At 66.7% G+C, this 19,174-nt stretch carries 18 protein-coding genes; 11 read left to right on the top strand and 7 right to left on the bottom strand.

Features of this window, described 5'->3' with window-relative positions:
- The first annotated feature begins 206 nt into the window (after nucleotides 1–206).
- Nucleotides 207–3,125 carry a TonB-dependent receptor gene (locus PEM_RS14135; RefSeq protein ID WP_119706117.1) on the top strand — a complete coding sequence of 973 codons (2,919 nt, stop codon included), beginning with the start codon at nucleotides 207–209 and terminating at the stop codon, nucleotides 3,123–3,125.
- A 147-nt stretch (nucleotides 3,126–3,272) separates the two neighbouring features.
- On the opposite strand, the gene PEM_RS14130 is transcribed toward PEM_RS14135, so the two are convergent.
- Together PEM_RS14130 and PEM_RS14125 are read right to left on the bottom strand one after the other, a co-directional pair.
- Nucleotides 3,273–3,665 carry a hypothetical protein gene (locus PEM_RS14130; protein WP_111129429.1) on the bottom strand — a complete coding sequence of 131 codons (393 nt, stop codon included), beginning with the start codon at nucleotides 3,663–3,665 and terminating at the stop codon, nucleotides 3,273–3,275.
- A 166-nt stretch (nucleotides 3,666–3,831) separates the two neighbouring features.
- Nucleotides 3,832–4,089 (bottom strand): DUF2789 domain-containing protein, encoded by a 258-nt coding sequence (locus PEM_RS14125; protein ID WP_065185344.1) that lies wholly within the window; start codon nucleotides 4,087–4,089, stop codon nucleotides 3,832–3,834.
- 109 nt (nucleotides 4,090–4,198) lie between these two features.
- Between PEM_RS14125 and PEM_RS14120 the strand changes: the two genes are divergently transcribed.
- On the top strand, nucleotides 4,199–4,786 hold the full coding sequence (locus tag PEM_RS14120; protein WP_111129427.1) for a biliverdin-producing heme oxygenase: 588 nt from the start codon (nucleotides 4,199–4,201) through the stop codon (nucleotides 4,784–4,786).
- Nucleotides 4,787–4,817: 31 nt separating this feature from the next.
- Nucleotides 4,818–5,261, top strand: coding sequence for a YbaN family protein (locus PEM_RS14115; protein WP_095377962.1), 444 nt, complete (start codon nucleotides 4,818–4,820; stop codon nucleotides 5,259–5,261).
- 119 nt (nucleotides 5,262–5,380) lie between these two features.
- Here PEM_RS14115 and PEM_RS14110 read toward each other — a convergent pair whose 3' ends face one another.
- Complete coding sequence (locus PEM_RS14110) at nucleotides 5,381–7,408, bottom strand: sodium-translocating pyrophosphatase (protein WP_005419062.1); 2,028 nt, start codon at nucleotides 7,406–7,408, stop codon at nucleotides 5,381–5,383.
- A gap of 308 nt (nucleotides 7,409–7,716) precedes the next feature.
- Here PEM_RS14110 and PEM_RS14105 point away from each other — a divergent pair, with 308 nt between their 5' ends.
- Nucleotides 7,717–8,220 carry a hypothetical protein gene (locus tag PEM_RS14105; protein WP_061480501.1) on the top strand — a complete coding sequence of 168 codons (504 nt, stop codon included), beginning with the start codon at nucleotides 7,717–7,719 and terminating at the stop codon, nucleotides 8,218–8,220.
- Between the two features lie 52 nt (nucleotides 8,221–8,272).
- Here PEM_RS14105 and PEM_RS14100 read toward each other — a convergent pair whose 3' ends face one another.
- Together PEM_RS14100 and PEM_RS14095 are read right to left on the bottom strand one after the other, a co-directional pair.
- On the bottom strand, nucleotides 8,273–8,662 hold the full coding sequence (locus PEM_RS14100) for a DUF488 family protein (RefSeq protein ID WP_005419050.1): 390 nt from the start codon (nucleotides 8,660–8,662) through the stop codon (nucleotides 8,273–8,275).
- 117 nt (nucleotides 8,663–8,779) lie between these two features.
- Complete coding sequence (locus tag PEM_RS14095; RefSeq protein ID WP_005419049.1) at nucleotides 8,780–10,036, bottom strand: 6-phosphofructokinase; 1,257 nt, start codon at nucleotides 10,034–10,036, stop codon at nucleotides 8,780–8,782.
- A 136-nt stretch (nucleotides 10,037–10,172) separates the two neighbouring features.
- Here PEM_RS14095 and PEM_RS14090 point away from each other — a divergent pair, with 136 nt between their 5' ends.
- The 3 genes from PEM_RS14090 (at nucleotide 10,173) to PEM_RS14080 (ending at nucleotide 13,004) form a co-directional block, all read left to right on the top strand.
- On the top strand, nucleotides 10,173–10,736 hold the full coding sequence (locus tag PEM_RS14090; RefSeq protein ID WP_005419045.1) for an adenylate kinase: 564 nt from the start codon (nucleotides 10,173–10,175) through the stop codon (nucleotides 10,734–10,736).
- 328 nt (nucleotides 10,737–11,064) lie between these two features.
- Nucleotides 11,065–12,429, top strand: a complete 1,365-nt coding sequence (mpl, locus tag PEM_RS14085; protein WP_005419043.1) for a UDP-N-acetylmuramate:L-alanyl-gamma-D-glutamyl-meso-diaminopimelate ligase — start codon at nucleotides 11,065–11,067, stop codon at nucleotides 12,427–12,429.
- Complete coding sequence (locus PEM_RS14080) at nucleotides 12,426–13,004, top strand: LON peptidase substrate-binding domain-containing protein (RefSeq protein ID WP_005419042.1); 579 nt, start codon at nucleotides 12,426–12,428, stop codon at nucleotides 13,002–13,004. Before mpl ends, PEM_RS14080 begins: the two co-directional genes overlap by 4 nt.
- A gap of 122 nt (nucleotides 13,005–13,126) precedes the next feature.
- On the opposite strand, the gene PEM_RS14075 is transcribed toward PEM_RS14080, so the two are convergent.
- Nucleotides 13,127–15,124, bottom strand: a complete 1,998-nt coding sequence (locus tag PEM_RS14075) for a bifunctional DedA family/phosphatase PAP2 family protein (protein WP_032954490.1) — start codon at nucleotides 15,122–15,124, stop codon at nucleotides 13,127–13,129.
- 85 nt (nucleotides 15,125–15,209) lie between these two features.
- On the opposite strand from PEM_RS14075, the gene PEM_RS14070 reads away from it, so the two are divergent.
- Nucleotides 15,210–15,872: a serine/threonine-protein kinase gene (locus tag PEM_RS14070; RefSeq protein WP_049413709.1), complete on the top strand. Its 663-nt coding sequence runs from the start codon at nucleotides 15,210–15,212 to the stop codon at nucleotides 15,870–15,872.
- Nucleotides 15,869–16,375, top strand: a complete 507-nt coding sequence (locus PEM_RS14065) for a DUF2867 domain-containing protein (protein ID WP_065185340.1) — start codon at nucleotides 15,869–15,871, stop codon at nucleotides 16,373–16,375. The genes PEM_RS14070 and PEM_RS14065 overlap by 4 nt, the downstream gene beginning before the upstream one ends.
- 55 nt (nucleotides 16,376–16,430) lie before the next feature.
- Here the strand turns inward: PEM_RS14065 and PEM_RS14060 are convergent, their stop codons facing one another.
- Complete coding sequence (locus PEM_RS14060; protein ID WP_005419028.1) at nucleotides 16,431–17,114, bottom strand: hypothetical protein; 684 nt, start codon at nucleotides 17,112–17,114, stop codon at nucleotides 16,431–16,433.
- Nucleotides 17,115–17,222: 108 nt separating this feature from the next.
- On the opposite strand from PEM_RS14060, the gene PEM_RS14055 reads away from it, so the two are divergent.
- Nucleotides 17,223–18,041, top strand: coding sequence for an NAD(P)-dependent oxidoreductase (locus tag PEM_RS14055; protein WP_005419027.1), 819 nt, complete (start codon nucleotides 17,223–17,225; stop codon nucleotides 18,039–18,041).
- A gap of 92 nt (nucleotides 18,042–18,133) precedes the next feature.
- A complete protein-coding gene (locus tag PEM_RS14050; RefSeq protein WP_111129425.1) occupies nucleotides 18,134–19,126 on the top strand; it encodes a YiiG family protein in 993 nt (330 codons plus the stop codon).
- Nucleotides 19,127–19,174 lie beyond the last annotated feature (48 nt).

The raw sequence follows: 19,174 nt of genomic DNA, 5'->3' as shown, positions 1-19,174 counted from the left end.
ACCCACCGCTACCACCGGCCAACCAACGGTCGGCACCCGCCGCGCCCCGTCGGCATCCCCCACGACCGCAAATTGCTCTTGGGGTTGTCGCGCGCCCAGCCGTCTTACCCGGCGAACGTACCCGCCGTCGCCACGTACGTCGCCGTGTCCGCCCGTGTTGCGGATGACGCCGCGTTCGCGGCACCGATTACCTGACAGGTTCTTCCATGTTCGACTCCCACCGCTCGGGCCGCGTACTGCGCCCGTCCCGTCTGTGCATTGCGTTGCTTGCCGCCGGGCTGGCCAGTACGACGCCACCCGCACTGGCGCAGAGCGCCCGCAGCGAGCACGCGGCCGTACTGCGCTTTGATATTCCTGCACAACCGCTGGATGAGGCCCTGCGCAGCTACATGCGCCAATCCGGCGTGCAGGTGGTGTACCCCGCATCGCTGGCACACGGCGTAACCTCCCACGCGGTCAGCGGCAGCCTGTCGGCCGACCAGGCGTTGCAGCGCCTGCTGCAGGGCAGTGGCGTGGCGGTGCGCCGGGTCAGCGCCGATGCGGCCACTCTGGGGGCAGCAACGCCGGTGCCGGCCGATAGCGGTGTGATCGTCACCGACACGCTGAGTGTGGCCGGCGACCGCGTCGACAGCGGTGCGAACAACGACGAAGCGCGCCTGCTCGACAGCTATCGCAGCGTGGGTTCGACCACCACGCTCGACCGCACGCATCTGGAGCGTTTCCGCGGCACCTCCAACGGTGACATCGTCAAGGGGGTGGCCGGTGTCACCGCCGGTGATCCGCGCGTGGGCAACGGCTTCGACGTCAACATCCGTGGCATCCAGGGCCAGGGCCGCGTACCGGTGATCATCGACGGTGGCCAGTCCAGCATGGACACCTACCGCGGCTATGCGGGCCAGTCACAGCGCACCTACCTCGACCCCGACCTGATCTCCAGCTTGACCATCACCAAGGGCCCGAGCCTGCAGGCCAACGCGTCCGGTGGCATCGGCGGCGTGGTCGAGATGGAGACGTTGAAGATCGGTGACGTGCTGCGCGAGGGCCGCGACTTCGGCGTGCGCGTGCGCGGTGGCCTGGCCAATGGCAGTGCCAACAACCTGCCGTCATACAGTGCGGCGCCGCGCAGCGATCGCAGCGCTACCGGCAGCCAGTTCTTCAACGTGGCCGGTGCCGGTCACTGGGACCGCTTCGACCTGGTTGCGGCCTACGCGTACCGGGACAACGGCAACTACTTCTCCGGCAAGCACGGCTACGATGATTTCCCGCAGACCCGTCGTACGCTGGCGCCGCTGAATCCGCCGCGTACCGAAGTGTTCAATACCTCCTCGCGTTCGAAGTCGGCGCTGCTCAAGGGCACCTGGCGCATCGATGACACGCAGAGCCTGGAAGCCGGCTACCGCCGCTATGAAGGCACGGCCGGCGAGATCATGGCCTCGCAGATCATCCGCGTCGACCGTGACCGCATCCCGCAGTGGGACCCGGGCCACGTCGACATGGACAGCTACACCCTGCGCTATCGCTTCAATCCGGACAGCGGGCTGATCGACCTGCGCGTCAACGCTGCGTACACCGACACCGACAGCGTGATGTACAACAGCCTGACCGGCATCACCCCGTGGTACTTCGACCGCCGCACAGAGTGGTATGACGCACCCAGCTTCAGTGGCGATCCCGGTTACAAGGATGCCTACCGCAATCCGTTGCGGCAGAAGCGCTTCGGCCTGGATGCCAGCAATACCTCCAGGTTCGACACCCGCGCCGGTGCGTTCACGCTCGACTACGGCCTGTCCTACAGCGACGAAGACATCGCCCCGGGCAGCTCGGGCCCGATCATGCACGATGACCTGGTCAACAACCGCTTCCTGCGTAATGCCGAGCGCAAGGAATACAGCGCCGTGGCCGCGCTGAAGTGGCAGCCCGACGAACACTGGGAGCTGCTGGCCGGTGGCCGCTGGAACCGGGTGGACGTGCACGACCGCAACCGGCTGGCCACGCCCGATGCCTACGAGGTGCAGGGCCAGTACCGCTACACCGAGCTGCTCAACGGCAGCCCGGCACTGCCCTCGTGGCGCGCCAAGCGCATCGCGTTGCTGAACTGGTATCCGGATGCCAACGGCAACTTCACCCAGGCCTCGCTGCTGGCCTCGCCGTACAAGAAGGGTACGGTGGGCGACATCGCCGGCTGGAACTTCTACGACGCCGGCAAGCCGCAGGATCTGGAAGTGCCGGTCAGCTGGAGCTGGTCGCAGCCGATCCGCCGTCGCGACACCGCGTTCTCGCCTACCGCCAGCGTGGCCTACCGTTTCAGCGAAGACACCCTGGTCTACGTGAAGTACGCCGAAGGCACCAAGCTGCCGAGCCTGTTCGAGACCACGCTGGGCCTGTTCACCGCTGCCAAGCCGGTCGGTGAGCTGAAGCCGGAGCGCGCGCGCAGCTGGGAAATCGGTGCCAGCACCCTCCGCTACCACCTGTTTACCGCTGGCGACCGCCTGGCGCTGAAGCTGGCGTACTTCGATACCCGCATCGACGACCTGATCACCCGTGACTACCGCACGCTTTCGGCCGGCCTGATCCGCAACGTCGATCAGTTCAAGGTCTCGGGCATGGAATTCCAGTCCAGCTATGACAGCGGCAAGGTCTTCGCCGACCTGTCCGCGCATTACTATGTCAAGGCCAAGACCTGCGCGCCGGACATCGCCGCCGAGCGTCGTGCCTATGGTGCGCAGCGCGGGAACGACGAGCTGGCCAATACACCCAACTGCGTGGACGGTGGCTTCGAGGGCTCGTACACCAACACCCAGAACCCGCCGCGCTACACAGTCAACCTGATCCTGGGCTCGCGCCTGTTCGACGAGCGCCTGACCTTCGGCACCCGCATGGTCCACAACGCTGGCCCGATCAGCAAGTTGGACAAGGCCTGGAACGTGGGCCTGTCGGCGATCCAGCAGCTGTACCGGCTGAACACCTTGGTCGACCTGTTCGCCAGCTGGAGCTTCAACGACCAGCTGTCGGTGGAAGCCGGCGTCGACAACCTGACCGACCGTTACTACCTGGACCCGCTGGCCCTGGGCGTGATGCCGGCACCGGGCCGCACCGCGCGGTTGGCGTTGACCTGGACGTACTGATCGGGCGCGGATGAGCGGTGGGGTCGGATCCCTTTCCCGCGGAAAGGGTTCTGACCCCAGCGCGCCCCAACCACACTCGGTGGGTGCGGACCTTGGTCCGCACCGCCTTTGACGTGCGGAAGACTCCACTTGCCCGGAACAACCGCTCTATATATTGGTTCTCAATCCGTTGGCTGGAAGGTCCAGTGAGAGCTCGACATCCGTCCAGTCTTCTTCAACCGGGAGGCGATGAAAAAGGCTGAGAAATAGTTCGTTCAAGTAGCCAGCCTTGTTCTCGACTTCGCGAAGTGGAAGTTCATGTGGAATCAGCTTTCGCCAGTGATCTTCAGCGCCATTCGTCCCTGCAAGGAAGCCGAGAGAGCTGCAGACATGGGCACGGGCAGCGGGACCGAATGTCTCCAGAACCTTGCCCATCTCACCGAACAGCCAAGCTCTGTCCTGCGCATCGTTTATCTCGAACGCCGCCAGTTCATCGTCCGACATGGACAACAGCGGGTAGTAGAGGTAATGGATGTAGTTGATGTTCGCTGCTTTCGCCATGGATGGATCAGCCTTGCTACCGCGCTCATGGTGATGGAAATGACGCGCTTCATCGAGGGCCGATTGCGACCGAGGTTCAGAATTCTCTCGGCAAGGGAATTCATCTCCACATGGTGTGGATCTACAGGGAGTGGCCGGGCCGTGCCCGGCGCCCCCATCACGGCACCTAAAGCCCGGTCGACGCCTTCACCGCATCTTCGTGCAGCGACTCGTTCAACTCGTCCACCACGGTGGTCCATGCCGCATCGGCCTGCAGCGACTCGGCCAGGAACTGGCGCTGGGCATCGTTCCAGTAGGGCGCCTCGACGACTTCGACGTCGGTGGCCAGCTGGTGCTCGCGGATGAAGCGGGCGATGCCTTCGGCGCTGGCGTCCAGGCCCAGCTGCAGGAACAGGTTGGTCATGCGCGGTTCGGTGGTGATCATCATCGGTTCCGGGTGGAAGAAGGGGATGGCCCCATTATCGGCACACATGGGCTTGGGGAAACCCCCGCGGCGGACGTCTACAGCAGGACGCCCCCCCTGGCATTCCCCCATGAACGCACACATCGCTCCCGAAGACAGCCGCAGCCTGCGGCTCAAGGCCGCCACCCGCGACAGCCACGGTGCGCTGGACAAGCGCATCATGGCCGGTGACATCTTCGCCGACCGCGGCAACTTCGCCCGTTTCCTGCGCGTGCAGTATCGCTTCCACCGCAGCATTGATGCGCTGTATGCCAATCCTGCGCTGGACGCACTGCTGCCCGATCTGGGCGCGCGCCGCCGACTGAGACAGGTCGCGCGCGACCTGCAGGACCTGGAGCAGGCCCTGCCTGGCGCGGACATCGACGCGCTGCCCTCGGACCTCGCGCTGCCGACTGCGTTGGGTTGGCTGTACGTGGCCGAAGGCTCCAATCTCGGTGGCACCCTTCTGTACAAGATGGTGGCCAGGCTCGGCCTGCACCGTGATTTCGGCGCCCGCCACCTGGCCGCCCCTCCCGATGGCGCAGCGCGCCACTGGCGCGAGTTCACCGCTGTGCTGGACGCGGTGCCGCTGAGTGCCGAGCAGGACCAGCAGGTGATCGATGCAGCCGACGCTGCGTTCCGCAGCGTGTACCGCCACGTCGAAGTGGAATTCGCCTGATGCGCGGCGTGCGCCCGCAGGTGCAGCGCTGATGCGCTGGCTCTGGTTCGCGCTGGGCTGGCTGATGGTCGGCCTCGGGGTGATCGGCGCATTGCTGCCAGTCATGCCGACCACCATCTTCCTGATCCTCGCGGTGGGCTGCTTCGCGCGCAGCTCGTCGAAGTTCGAGCAGCGCCTGCTGGCGCATCCACGCTACGGCCCGTCGCTGCGGCTGTGGCGCGAGCAGGGTGCCGTGTCGGGCAAGGGCAAGGCGTTTGCCAGCGCAGGCATGGCGGCGGGCTTTGCCCTGTTCTGCTGGGGCGCGCATCCGTCGTGGCGCCTGTTGCTCGGCGTGGGCCTGTTCTTTGCCGCCAGCGCCGGTTACGTGCTCAGCCGGCCGGCACCGCGACCGGAGCCCCATCCGGCCGTGGAAGTGGACGACGCCAACGATCCTCGCGCGGCCCGCCGCCGCCCGAGGTGGCCGGCGACCCGGTGAACGTGATGGTGCCCGTGTGGTTCTTCCTGCGCGGGCGGTGACCGCCATCGGGGTCGGATCCCTTTCCGCAGGAAAGGGTTCTGGCCCCGTCGAGCCTGCCATCCACGCGTCGCGTGGATCTACAGCAGCGGCACCAGCAGCAGCGCCACGATGTTGATGATCTTGATCAGCGGATTGATTGCCGGGCCGGCGGTGTCCTTGTACGGGTCACCGACGGTATCGCCGGTCACCGCAGCCTTGTGCGCTTCGCTGCCCTTGCCACCGAAGTGGCCATCCTCGATGTATTTCTTGGCGTTGTCCCAGGCGCCGCCGCCGGTGGTCATCGAGATGGCCACGAACAGGCCGGTGACGATCGTGCCGATCAGCAGGCCGCCCAGTGCGCGCGGCCCCAGCAGCAGGCCGACCACCACCGGCACGGCGACCGGCAACAGCGAGGGCACGATCATTTCGCGGATCGCCGAGCGGGTCAGCATGTCCACCGCCTTGTCGTACTGCGGCTTGCCGGTGCCCTGCATGATGCCGGGAATCTCGCGGAACTGGCGGCGCACTTCTTCCACCACTGCGCCTGCCGCGCGGCCGACCGCTTCCATCGCCATCGCACCGAACAGGTAGGGGATCAGGCCGCCGATCAACAGGCCGATGATCACCGTGTGGTCGCTGAGATCGAAGCGGAACTCCTGGCCGGGATTGGCTGCCTGCAGGTTGTGGGTGTAGTCGGCGAACAGCACCAGTGCCGCCAGCGCCGCCGAGCCGATCGCATAGCCCTTGGTCACGGCCTTGGTGGTGTTGCCCACCGCATCCAGCGGGTCGGTGATGTCGCGGATCTCCGAAGGCAGCTCGGCCATTTCGGCGATGCCACCGGCGTTGTCGGTGATCGGGCCGTAGGCATCGAGGGCGACGATCATCCCTGCCATCGACAGCATCGCGGTTGCGGCAATGGCGATGCCGTACAGGCCGCCCAGTGCGAACGCACCCCAGATCGCCGCACACACCGCCACCACCGGCAGCGCGGTGGATTTCATCGAGATGCCGAGTCCGGCGATGATGTTGGTGCCGTGGCCGGTGGTCGACGCCTGCGCCACGTGCTGCACCGGCTTGTACTGGGTGCCGGTGTAGTACTCGGTGATCCACACGATCAGGCCGGTCAGGACCAGGCCGATCAGCGCGCAGCCATACAGCGCCATCGGTCCATGCACGTTGTCGGACATCAGTCCGGTGGTGATCGGGTAGAAGGCGATGGCGGCCAGCACGCCGGAAACGATCACGCCCTTGTACAGCGCGCCCATGATCGAGCCGCCTGGCTTCACCTTGACGAACAGCGCGCCGATGATCGAAGCGATGATCGACACGCCGCCCAGTACTAGCGGATACAGCACCGCGTTGGCACCGGCTTCGGCCAGCATCAGGCTGCCCAGCAGCATGGTGGCGATCACGGTCACCGCGTAGGTCTCGAACAGGTCGGCCGCCATGCCGGCGCAGTCGCCGACGTTGTCACCGACGTTGTCGGCGATCACCGCCGGGTTGCGCGGATCGTCCTCGGGAATGCCGGCTTCGACCTTGCCGACCAGGTCGGCACCCACGTCGGCGCCCTTGGTGAAGATGCCGCCGCCCAGGCGCGCGAAGATCGAGATCAGCGAGGAGCCGAAGGCCAGGCCGACCAGCGCGTGCAGCGCCTGTTCCATCGGCAGGCCCATCTGCAACAGCAGTGCGTAGTAGCCGGCCACGCCCAGCAGGCCCAGCCCGACCACCAGCATGCCGGTGATCGCGCCGCCGCGGAAGGCGACGTCCATCGCCGCGCTGATGCCGTTGCGCGCCGCCTCTGCGGTACGCACGTTGGCGCGTACCGACACGTTCATGCCGATGTAGCCGGCGGCGCCGGACAGCACCGCGCCGACTGCAAAACCAATCGCGGTGTACCAGCTGAGGAAGATGCCGACCAGCACGAACAGCACCACGCCGGCGATGCCGATGGTCAGGTACTGGCGGTTGAGATAGGCACGCGCACCTTCCTGGATCGCGGTGGCGATCGCGATCATGCGCGCATTGCCGGTGGGTTGGCGCAGGATCCAGCGCGCCGAGACGATTCCGAACAGGATCGCGAGAATGGCGCAGCCCAGCGCCAGTGACAGCCCGTGACGTTCCAGCATTAGACCCCTCCGCAGAATGGATGTAGGCATCCAGTGGCGATGAACGGCACCACGAGGGGGACGACGGGCTGCAGCCTGGAACCAACCCGTACCGACCTTGGCGGTCGTCCGACGTATGGCGGTGTTCAGCATTCCCTGGTGCCCGCAGTATGCGTGCCGCCACTTGTAGAGTCGAGCCATACTCGACCGGCTCCTGGGAGCCGCGGCGCATGCCGTCGGGCCCTGGGCATGATTGGCGAGCCAACGGCCTTTGCACCCCGTTAAGGCAGCCTCTGCAAGCCTGCGCACAGCCCCGTAGGAGATTCCCCATGCGCCTGTCCCTGTTGATGCTTGCCGCCCTGGTCCCGGCCGCACCGGCCTTCGCTGCGGAAACGCCGGAACTGCAGCGTGCGGTCGGTGCGCCGCAGGCGGTGGGCGCGGTGCATACGCTGCGGCAGATCCCCGAGGCCTGCGCGCGGCTGGAAGGTGCGTTCACCGGTGATGCCGCCGCGCCATATCGCTTCTCCGCCGTCCGGACCAGCGAGCAATGCCAGCCACGCGCGCGCTTCGTCGATTACACCAAGGCGCAGCCGAGTGCCGACAAGGGCTGGAAGCTCAATGATGTGATCCGCGTGCCCAATGCCGCGTGCCCGGCGCAGCAGGCGGTGGTCCGGGTGTGGCGCCTGCCGTCGAGCCACAAGGTCGAGCTGGACGGGCAGGGCCAATCGCGCATTTATCTGGAAGAGGCGAAGAAGCAGGCCGCCGCCGGCCAGATTCCGCAGGTGACGATGTTCGCCGCGCAGTTGCAGATGGAAGGCAAGGCCTGCAATTGAAGTCGCGTGGGTGGTGCACCCGTGCCGTCATCCACGGCCGACATCCGGCTGATCAATCCGCCAGCATTGCCCCGCGCGCCACCAGCAGCTCGCGCAATGCCCTGCGGTGGCAGTGCGCTTCATCCTCGCAGTAGCAGCCCACGCTGATGTCGCTGTGTTGCGACATCGCGGCCAGAAGGTCCAGCGCGTGGGCGGCATCGGGCGCCTTCATCTCGGCCTTGTAATGGCGGAAGAAGGCGGTCCAATCGGCCGCCGTCGTTGCCTCATGTGCCCGCTTCACCAGCTCCGCGCTGGGTGACAGCGTAGGAAACCAGACGTCGTACCAGTCCTGTCGGGCGAACTCGCTGCGCGGCACGCCGCGCGGCGGCCGCCGCACCGTGCCGATGCGCAGTCCCTCGCCGGGTTGGCGCGGCGTACCGAGTCGGACAACACGCAGTGCCATGCTGATCTCCATGAAAAGGGGACGGAGGGGATTAAGTCGTATCCGACCCACTGCTGATGCTGTTGGAGATGACAGAGGGGCGTATGCGACTTAATCCCCTCCGTCCCCTTTTTCAGGTCAGCCTTCGAAGGCCGGCAGTTTCTGCTTCACCGCTACGTTCTTCAGGGTGACGTACTTCGGCAGGCCATCGGTGCCATAGGGAAGCGGTGCTTCGCCCTTGATCAATGGTGACAGGTAGGCGCGCGCCCTGGCCGTGATGCCGAAGCCATCGCGGCGGATGAAACCAGCCGGCATCTTCTTCTCGTGGTTGGCGATCTTCGACAGCGGCGCCGCTTCGATCTTCCAGCGATAGGGCGCATCGCTGCTGCGCACGATCACCGGCATCACGCCATTCTGGCCCTTCAGTGCCAGCTGCACCGCGGCCTTGCCCACCGCCTGCGCCTGCTCCCAGTCGGTCCTGCTGGCCAGGTGGCGGGCCGAGCGCTGCAGGTAATCGGGCAGTGCCCAGTGCACCTTCAGGCCCAGCTGATCCTTGACCCGGCCGGCCAAGTGCGCCGCCACGCCGCCGAGCTGCGAATGACCGAACGAGTCCTTGCCACCGCCGGCATCGGCAACGAAGCGGCCATCGGCGGTTGCAATGCCTTCCGACGCCACCACCACGCAGTAGCCGACGCGCTCGACCACGGCTTTCACCTTGGCCAGGAACGTGGCCTCGTCGTAGGCGCGCTCGGGCAGCAGGATGATGTGCGGCGCTTCGTCATCACCGTTGCCGGCCAGGCCGGCGGCGGCGGCCAGCCAGCCGGCGTGGCGGCCCATCGCTTCGTAGATGAAGACACGGGTGGACGTTTCGGCCATCGCCGCCACGTCCAGTGCTGCTTCGCGCACCGAGACCGCGGTGTACTTGGCCGCTGACCCGAAGCCGGGGCAGGTATCGGTAACGGCAAGGTCGTTGTCGATGGTCTTGGGCACGCCGATACAGGTCAGGTCGTAGCCGGAGGCCTTGGCCAGCTGCGAGACCTTCAGTGCGGTGTCGGCCGAGTCGTTGCCGCCGTTGTAGAGGAACCAGCGCACGTCGTGGGCCTGCAGCACCTCCAGCAGGCGGTCATAGCGGGCGCGGTCGGCATCCAGCGATTTCAGCTTGACCCGGCACGATCCGAAGGCGCCGCCCGGGGTATGGGCGAGGGCGCGGATCGCGGCGGCACTCTCCCTGCTGGTGTCGATCAGCTCCTCGCGCAGCGCGCCGAGGATGCCGTTGCGGGCCGCCAGGACCTTGATGCCCTTGGCCCGGGCCTGCTCGATCACCGCTGCCGCCGTGGCATTGATGACGGCGGTGACACCGCCGGACTGGGCATAAAGGAGAGTACCGTTGCGCATGCTTCTACCTGCTCGGGGGAGGGGACATTGCAGGGACATTACCCGGATGCGGTAAAGTGGCGCTATTGCGGTGCAGCGATACCGGACCGTCCGGGACGCGAACCTTCTTTGTTTTCAACACGTTGGAGTCAGGTCAATGCGATTGGTTCTGTTGGGACCGCCCGGTTCGGGCAAGGGGACACAGGCGACGCGCCTGAAGGAAAAGCTGGGGATCGCCCACATTTCGACCGGTGACATGCTGCGCGCGGAAATCGCCGCCGGCACGGAGCTGGGCAAGCAGGCCAAGACGGTGATGGATGCCGGCAACCTGGTGTCGGACGACATCCTGCTGGGCATGCTGGAGTCGCGCCTGACCCAGGCTGATGTCGCCAAGGGCTTCATCCTCGATGGCTACCCGCGCAATGTGGCCCAGGCCAATGCGATGGATGGCCTGCTGGCCAAGATCGGCCAGCCGCTGGACGCGGTGGTGCAGCTGGATGTGCCCACCGAGCTGTTGGTGGACCGCATCGCCGGCCGCGCCAAGGAGCAGGGCCGCGCCGATGACAACCCGGAAGCGGTGCGCCAGCGCCTGCAGGTCTACAACGACCAGACCGCCCCGGTGGTCGATTTCTACGCCGGCCGTGGCACCCTGGCCCGCGTCGATGGCGTCGGTGAGCTGGACGAGATCGAAGCCCGCATCCTGGCAGCGATCAAGGCCTGATCCGGCGGGGCCGGCATGCGTCCGGTCCTTCAGGCGCAAAAAACACAGGCCTGGTCCGCGAGGATCAGGCCTGTGTCGTTTGATAGGCGCCAGCGAAGGGCTTGCTCAGGGCCCCGCAGCATGAGCTCCCTTGGGGATGGCCTCTTGGGGAGTAGGACCGGTTCGGGTACTGCGGCTGGCAGTTCGAATTGTGTCCGGGTTCACAGAACATCGCTATCGGGAATTCCCTGACAGCTGATTGGAGTTTTCTCACATCCCGTGTAGGGGTTGTCTTACCCGATAGCGGACATTGGCCCTATACAGCCGTCATCGGTCACAATCCTCGGTCATGAGCAGCGTACATATCCTTGCAATTGCCGGCACCTTCATGGGCGGCGTGGCCGCCCTGGCGCGGGAACTTGGGCATTCCGTCAGCGGCAGCGACCAGGCCATCTACCCGCCGATGTCGACCCAGCTCGAACAGCTGGGCATCACACTGGACCAGGGCTACCGTGCCGACAGCGTGCCGGCCGGTACCGACGAGGTGGTGATCGGCAACGCGCTGTCGCGCGGCAATGCCGCCGTGGAAGCCGTGCTCGATGCCGGCCAGCGCTATATCTCCGGCGCGCAGTGGCTGTCCGAGCAGGTGCTGCCGGGCCGCGACACGCTGGCCGTGGCCGGTACCCACGGCAAGACCACCACCACCACCATCCTCACCTGGCTGCTGGAAAGTGCAGGGCGCTCGCCGGGCTTCCTGATCGGCGGTGTCGCCGAGGATTTCGGTGTCTCCGCCCGCCTGGGCCAGGGGCGCGAGTTCGTGGTCGAAGCCGATGAGTACGACACGGCCTTCTTCGACAAGCGCAGCAAGTTCGTGCACTACCGGCCGCTGGTGGCCATCCTCAACAACCTTGAGTACGACCACGCCGACATCTTCCCGGACGTGGCCGCGATCCAGCGCCAGTTCCACCATCTGGTGCGTACCGTACCCGCACGTGGGCGTCTGATCGTCAACGGCGAGGATCAGTACCTTGCCGAAGTGCTGGCGATGGGCTGCTGGACCCCGGTCGAGCGCTTCGGATTCGATCCGTCGCTGGAATGGCATGCCGAGCTGCTGGCCGCTGATGGCAGCGCCTTCCGCGTGCACCATCGTGGGCAGGCGCTGGGTGATGTGCAGTGGTCGCTGCTGGGCCGCCACAACGTGCTCAATGGATTGGCCGCGCTGGCCGCCGCGCATGCAGTGGGCGTGGCGCCCGCCCAGGTTATTCCGGCGCTGGCACGCTTCCGCAGCGTCAAGCGCCGCATGGAAGTGATCGGCAGCCATGACGGCATCACCGTCTACGACGATTTCGCCCACCATCCGACTGCGATCGCCACCACGCTGGAGGGCCTGCGTTCCAAGGTGGGTGATGCGCGCATCGTGGTCGCGATGGAGCCGCGCAGCAACTCGATGCGGCTGGGCGCACATGCGCAGGCGCTGGCTCCCTCGCTGGCGCTGGCCGATGAAGTGGTGTTCCTGCATCGCCCGGAACTGGCCTGGGATGCTGCGGCGGTGATCGCCGCGGTGCGTGGCGAAGCCCACGCGGTGCCCGATACCGACGCATTGCTGGCGCAGCTGCAGGCCAGCGCGCGCAGCGGCGACCACGTGGTATTCATGTCCAACGGTGGCTTCGACGGTGCCCCGCGCCGCTTCCTCGCCGCGCTGCAGGCCCGATGAGCGGCGACGGCTCGCTGCCGCTGTTCCCGCTGCACACCGCGCTGGTACCGGGTGCAGCGGTAGGCCTGCGCGTGTTCGAGCGGCGCTATCTGGACCTGGTCCGCGACAGCGGCCGCAGTGGTGAGGGATTTGGCGTCTGCCTGATCCTCGAGGGCGAGGAGGTCGGCGCACCGGCGACACCGGCCGCCTTTGGCGTGCAGGTACGCATCGAAGACTTCGATGTCGGCGCCGACGGCGTGCTGCAGCTGCGCCTGCGCGGTACCCGTCGCTTCCATGTCGAGCGCACCCGCGTGCGCGACAACGGCCTGGTGGTGGCTGATGTGCGCTGGTGCGAGGAAGACCCCGATGACGAACTGCGGCCACAGCATGCACTGCTGGCCACGGTGCTGGGGCACATCATCGAGCAGGCCGGCGAGGCCTATGCGCCGGCCAATCCGGCGCTGCTGGACCAGGCCAGCTGGGTCGGCTGGCGGCTGGCCGAGCTGCTGCCGCTGAGCGAGCAGCAGCGCCTTCAGCTGCTGCAGATGGACGATCCGCACCAGCGATTGCAGCAGCTGCTGGGCTGGATGCCGTAGAAGCCATCCACGCATGGCGTGGATCTGCTGTAGAGCCGAGCCTATGCTCGGCTTGATGGATCCCGCGAAGAGCAGCCGAGCATGGGCTCGGCTCTACACTGGGTGATCGCGACCGGTACCGGTCAGGGCGTGGTGGTCTTCAACCGCAGCACCGGCAACCCGGTTTCGCTGTGCACGTCCTCGCGCTGCGGCAGGTCCTGCACGGCGTCCTTCACGGCATTCAATGCCGGGTCGACGCCACGCAGCGGGTGCCACATGCCGATCCACTCGAAATGGCGTTCGTAGCGCAGGGTCTGTGCACTGCCCAGCCACAGCGGCGTGTTGCCCGGCTGCAACTGCGCGGGGGCCGGCCACAGGCGCAGTACGTAGCGCTCATCACGGTGTGTACCCGGGCGTACCATCAACAGCGCTTCCACGCGGGTTTCCAGCGTCGCCGGCAGCACCGGCAGTTCATCGGCGCCAGTGTTCTTGTCCAGCATCAGCAGCGCCTGCTGCCAGCCGGCCTGCTCCTGCCGCTTCCAGCCGCGCGCTTCCAGTTGCGCCTGCAGCGGTGCCAGCGGACCGGCCACCTGTACGTCCAGCGGCCAGCGCTGGTCGTCATCGAACTCGTTGCGGCGCGCCGGCAGTGTCGCCCAGTCGTGCTGCCACCAGGCCTGCGTGTCCATTGCCTGCGGGGCCGGCAAGGTCGGCTCGAAGCGTTCCAGCTTCACCGGGATGTTGCGCGGTGCGTACCACATCGCGGCGACGGCGAAGACGCCGTAGAACAGCCATGCCACCGGCTTCACCCAGAACGAGCGGTTGAAGCGGCGGCGGTAGGCGATGCCCAGCACCAGCAGCCAGAACGTGCCGAACAGCATGCCGCCGATCACATCGCTCAGCCAATGCGCGCCCAGGTACAGGCGCGAGAAACCGATCAGGCTGACCACGATGCCCGACACCAGGTACGGCCAGACGCGGGTACGGCCGGGCATCTCGCGGGCGATCAGCACCGCGAAGAAGCCGAAGGTGATGGTGGCCATCGTCACCGACACCGACGGGAAGCCGAAGCCGCTGCTGGCGTCGACCGGGCGCACAACATCGACGGTAGCGCCGAGCAGCATGGTCAGCGCCAGGCCGAAAGCCAGCGCGGCCAGCCAGTGCGCGGCCGCCATCCAGCGCCGGCGCCAGACCAGGTAGCCCATCGCCGCCGCAGTGGCCGGCAGCAGCACCTGCCAGGCGCCCAGCGACGCCAGCGCGGCCATCGGGTAATCGGCCAGCGGGTTGCGCAGGGCCAGCATTGCCTGGTGTACCAGCAGGTCGATCGCCAGTGGCTCGCCATGCGCGACCACCACGGTCAGCAGCGCGAACCAGCCCCAGCCCAGCACCAGCAGCATCAGCGCCAGCATCGCCAGCGGCACCGACTCGCGCCGCTTCGGATCCAGCACGCCGACGGTGTAGCGGCCCAGCGTCGGATGGCGGTTGGACCAGTCGAGCAGGCGTGCCAGCCAGTTGTCCATGCGCGCGGCCGACCAGCGGTAGCCGTACAGCACGATGGCCCAGACCAGGCCAAGGATCACCGCCAGCAGGCCGACCACCACCACCAGCCGACCGGCTACTGCGGCGACCGCGTCATAGGCCTCGCCAAGAATCCAGCCGGGGGCCAGGAACAGCACCGCCCATGAAATGCTGGCGATACCACTGGCCTGTACATAGCGGCTGGCTGGCATCTTCATCATGCCCGCGATGGCCGGCACGAACGGCCGGATCGCGCCGACGTAGCGTGCCACCAGAATGCTCTTGAACGCGTTGCGGCGGAACAGGTTTTCGCCGCGGTCGAGCAGTTGCGGGTAACGGCTGAACGGCCACACGCCACGCAGGCGGTCGCCCCAGCGGCGCCCGATCCAGTAACTGATGCCATCGCCGGCGAATGCGCCCAGTGCGGCCGCCGCCACCGCGTACGGTCCGGAGATCTGGCCCAGGCCGATGAACACGCCCACCGCAAACAGCAGCGGCAGCGCCGGCACGATGGCGCCGAGAATGATCACCGCATCGCAGAAGGCGATGAGGAAGATAACGGCACCCGCCAGCACGGGGTGAGCGGCAATCCACGCAAGCGTGGCGTCGATCCATGAAGAGTCCATTGCCCGATTATAGGGGCGTGAAGGTGACTGGTTCCCAGCCGCTTGGTGACCGTTTGCAACCGGCGCCATCGCCTAGAATGGGCCCATGCCGCATACGCCAGACACGCCACCACATGCTTTGAAGGCCGACAGCTTCGGTCGCATCCTCCGTGTGGAAGGGCCTGCCGGCCCCTTCGTACGCCGTGACCTGGGCGCCACGCCGCTGTGGTTGCGCCTGCCGGCCTGGTGGCTGGCCCGCCGCGAAGCGCGCGCGCTGCGCCATATCCATGGCATGGCTGACGTGCCGCAGCTGCTGGCGTGGAATGGGCATCATCTCGACCGCAGTTTCATGGCCGGCGACGCCATGTACCAGCGCCCACCGCGTGGCGACCTGGCCTGGTTCCGCGCCGCGCGTCGGCTGCTGCAGCAGCTGCATCGGCGCGGCGTGGCCCACAACGACCTGGCCAAGGAAGCCAACTGGCTGGTGACCGAAGACGGCCGCCCGGCATTGATCGACTTCCAGCTGGCAGTGATCGGCAACCCGCGCTCGCGCTGGATGCGCCTGCTGGCCCGCGAGGACCTGCGCCACCTGCTCAAGCACAAGCGCATGTACTGCCGTGAGTCGCTCACCCCAGTGGAAAAGCGCGTGCTCAAGCGCACCTCGTGGGTGCGCGAACTGTGGTTCGCCACGGGCAAGCCGGTCTACCGCTTCGTTACCCGTCGCATCCTGCATTGGGAAGACAACGAGGGGCAGGGGCCCAAGCCGTGAGTCCACTGCAGGTAGTGACCGGCCCACCGAGTGCGGGCAGCGTCCTGCGCCCACAGCTGGCCGGTGCCGACTTCGTGCACGCCTGCCAGGCAACAACCCATCGTGATGGGCGCTCGGCCTTGCAGGCCTATCGCGATATGGCCGCGACCATTCCCGGCTGGTTCGATGGGCTGATGGCGCTGCGCAATCGCGGCATGCGCCTGCTCGGCATGAAGCACCTGGGCTCGTTGCGCGCGGTGCAGGATGTTGCGGATCCTCAACCCGGGCAGCGACTGGGCATCTTCACCCTGCAGTCGCTCAGTGACGATGCCATCGTGCTGGAAGACGACGACCGCCACCTGCGTGTGCAGCTGGCCCTGCAGTGGCAGGGCGACGTGCTGGAAGTGGCGACCGTGGTGCATACGCACAACGCGTTCGGGCGCGTGTACATGCTGCCGGTTGCGCCGGTGCATCGGCTGATCGTGCCGCATCTGCTGAGGAAGCAGGCGCAGGCGTACCGGTAGATCCACGCGATGCGTGGATGCGCCCGCTGACGGCCTTGATGTAGTGCCGGCGACCTTACGGCGTTGCCGGCACTACCTGCTGGCCGATGAAGTTGCGCTTGGCGTCGAAGTCGTAGGCGATCTGCAGCTGGCCTACATCCGGGCAGGCGTGGCAGTCACGCAGCGGCGTGCGGTACAGCAGGCGGATGCCGCCGTTCTCCAGCGGCGTGGCCCCGGCCGACTGCGCCGGTGCGAACGGCGTGGCCTGCGGGTGGTCCTTCAGCAGGGCCTGCACAGCGGGGTCGGCACGCAGGGTGTCGTCCAGCTGCACGGCATCCACATCGATGCGCTTGCCGGTGGCGTCGACCAGGCGGGTGCCCTCGTTGGTGTTGGCGCGGAACGGATACTCGACCGTGGCAATGCCCAGGCCTTCGTTCTCGTGCCAGGCCGTCACGTAGGCCAGCTCGCCGCCGGTGGACAACTGTTCGGCGGCAGCAATGGCATCGGCGCTTGCGCCACCAGCGCGCATCGCATCGCGCAGGCACTCACGCGTGGCTGCATTCCCGCCCTGGCGGCAGGCGTTGAGGTCGCCATCCCACACCACTGCCTCGCTCCAGCGCAGCTTGCCGTCTGCGGCGGCTTTCTCCGCGCTGGGCGTGTCACCGGCCGACGGTTCCTTGCCGGGTTCCGGCGAACGGCCCTGGCAGGCGGTCAGCAGGGCAAGCCCCAGGGCAGGCAGCAACAGGCGGGAACGGCGCATGGCGTGGACCTCGTGCGTTGACTGGAGGCGCCAGTATCGTCAAGGCCGGGTGAACTCCACGTCGGCGCGGCATACTAGCGGCTCATTGCATACGCTGGAGTGTGGAACGTGGGCAGTCTGCAGGGCAAAACGCTTTTCATCACGGGTGCCTCGCGTGGCATCGGCCTGGCCATCGCACTGCGCGCTGCGCGTGACGGGGCGAACGTGGCCATTGCGGCCAAGTCGGCGGTGCCGAACCCGAAGCTGCCAGGTACCATCCACAGCGCGGCCGAGGCCGTTACCGCCGCCGGTGGCCAGGGGCTGGCGCTGAAGTGCGATATCCGCGAGGAAGAGCAGGTGCACGCCGCGGTTGCGGCCACGGTCGACACCTTTGGGGGCATCGACATCCTGATCAACAACGCCAGCGCGATCTGGCTGCGTGGCACGCTGGATACGCCGATGAAACGCTTCGACCTGATGCAGCAGGTCAATTCGCGTGGCAGCTTCCTGTGTGCGCAGGCCTGCCTGCCGTACCTGCTGCAGGCGCCGAACCCGCACATCCTGACCCTGGCACCGCCGCCGAGCCTGGAGCCGAAGTGGTGGGGCGCGCATACCGGCTACACGCTGGCGAAGATGGGCATGAGCTTCGTCACGCTCGGCCTGGCCGCGGAGTTCGGCCCGCAGGGTGTGGCGGTGAACGCGCTGTGGCCGCGCACGGTGATCGCCACCGATGCGATCAACATGATTCCGGGCGTCGATGCGGCCGGCTGCCGTACGCCGCAGATCATGGCCGACGCCGCGCATGCGGTGCTGGTGCGCGAAGCGGCGGGCTTCAATGGCCAGTTCCTGATCGACGATGAAGTGCTGGCACAGGCCGGCGTCAGCGACCTGTCCGGCTATGCCGTGGACCCGTCGCGGTCGTTGTTGCCGGATCTGTTCCTGGACTGAGTGCTACGTTGCGCAAGGGCCGAGGGCTGCGGCCCTCGGCCTGCTGCGCTAGAATACAGGGCTGTAACCGTTTTCAACAGGGATGTGAACACATGTCACGTACGCTTTCCGTCGCGGCGCTGGCCGCTTCGCTGTCGCTTGTCCTGGCCGCCTGCGGTGGCAAGGCTCCTGCAACCGCTGGCGACGCCGGCGCCTCGGGCAAGCCGGAGGCCAACACGGTGCCGTCCGACGCACAGCAGCAGTTGACTGCGAAGCTCAACGCCTACATCGGCTGCTTCAACGCGCTTGATTCGAAGACGCACGACAGCCTCCAGTCCTATACGCGCTGGATCAAGGACGTCGAGGCCGGCCCGACCGGGCGCGAGACACAGGTGTACGGCCCGTTCGAGATCAGCGATTACGACATGAAGCAGTGCGATGGCCCGGTGACCGAGGCGATGGCTGCCAAGCCGGCGCTGGCCGAACTCGATGTTGCTGCCAGCCATTATCAGCAGGCGCTGAAGGCGCTGGTGCCGATCAGCAAGGAGGCGCACGACTACTACGATCGCCAGGACTACGAAGACGACCAGTTTGCCAGGGGCAAGCAACTGCACGCGCCCTTGATGGCCGCATTCAAGGACTTCGTGGCTGCCAGCGAAACGTTCAACGCCGAGCTGGAGCGCCAGAATGACGCTGCCCAGCGCGAGCAGCTCAAGGTATTGGAACAGGCCGAGGGGCGAACGCGCGAGTACTACCGTCTGGCGATGATGCTGGAAGCCAAGGCGATCGTGGAGCTGATGAGCGAGGACGACTTTGATCCGGCCCAAGCCCGTGAACGACTCGACGCCTTCAACCGTATTTCCGACGAGGCGCATGCCAAGGTGGCCGATCAGGAGCCGGGCAAGCTGGACTGGAACAGCTTCGAGCGCGAAGCCGAGAACTTCCGTCGGGAAGGCAAGGAGCGGCTGCAGCGGGTCAGCAGCAAGACGCCCTACAGCGATTTCGAACGGCGCATGCTGGATTCGCCCTCGATGGCGCCACGCGGCTCGGCCAGCAAGCTGATGCAGGAATACAACTCGCTGGTTTTCCAGAGCAACCGCCAGTAAGCGGGAAGCTCAACGCTTCATTTTTGTCGCGATTGAGCAGGTTGATTG

Source organism: Stenotrophomonas sp. Pemsol (assembly GCF_003586545.1).
In the GTDB taxonomy this organism is placed as follows: Bacteria; Pseudomonadota; Gammaproteobacteria; order Xanthomonadales; family Xanthomonadaceae; genus Stenotrophomonas; species Stenotrophomonas sepilia.
Note: the sequence above shows the minus strand (reverse complement) of the source record. Positions and strands in the feature narration are given on the sequence as shown.